Consider the following 873-nt stretch of genomic DNA (forward strand, 5'->3'; position numbering starts at 1 on the left):
GCAAAGCGGCCGGCAATTCCAGGTCGAGTCGGATGAAACCGTGCTGGCGGCCGCGCTGCGCCAGAACGTCCATCTGCCGTACGGCTGCAAGAACGGCGCGTGCGGCTCCTGCAAGGGCCAGATCGTGTCGGGCCAGATCGAACAGGGCCCGCACGCCGCGTCGGCGCTGTCCAACGACGAGCGCACGCGCGGCCTCGCGCTGCTGTGCTGCTCGAAGGCGCAGTGCGACCTCGAAATCGACGTGCGTGAAATCGCCGGCGTCGACGGCGTGCAGGTCAAGAAGCTGCCGTGCCGCATCGCCGCGCTCGAGCGCAAGGCCGACGACGTGATGGTCGTGAAGCTCCAGTTGCCCGCCAACGAACGCCTGCAGTATCTCGCGGGCCAGTACGTCGAGTTCATCCTGAAGGACGGCTCGCGCCGCAGCTACTCGATGGCGAACGCGCCGCACGAGGAAGGCCCGATCGAGCTGCACATCCGCCACATGCCGGGCGGCAAATTCACCGACCACGTGTTCGGCGCGATGAAGGAGCGCGACATCCTGCGCTTCGAAGGCCCGCTCGGCACGTTCTTCCTGCGTGAAGATTCCGACAAGCCGATCGTGCTGCTCGCATCGGGCACCGGCTTCGCGCCGATCAAGGCGATCATCGAGCACGTGAAGCACACGGGCATCACGCGCCCGATGACGCTCTACTGGGGCGCGCGCCGCAAGAAGGACATCTACCTCGGCGAACTCGCCGAGCAGTGGGCACGCGAGATCCCGAACTTCAAGTACGTGCCGGTGCTCTCCGAGCCGGACGCCGGCGATCAATGGACGGGCCGCACCGGCTTCGTCCATCGCGCGGTGATCGAGGATCTGCCCGATCTGTCGGGCCA

Annotated in this window: 1 protein-coding gene; it reads left to right on the top strand. The window is 66.8% G+C overall.

Annotated elements, in window-relative coordinates:
- On the top strand, positions 1–873 hold an 873-nt coding region (locus CFB82_RS41685), incomplete at both ends, for a CDP-6-deoxy-delta-3,4-glucoseen reductase (RefSeq protein WP_089487982.1).

Origin of the sequence: Burkholderia sp. HI2714, assembly GCF_002223085.1 — a bacterium.
GTDB lineage: Bacteria > Pseudomonadota > Gammaproteobacteria > Burkholderiales > Burkholderiaceae > Burkholderia > Burkholderia lata_D.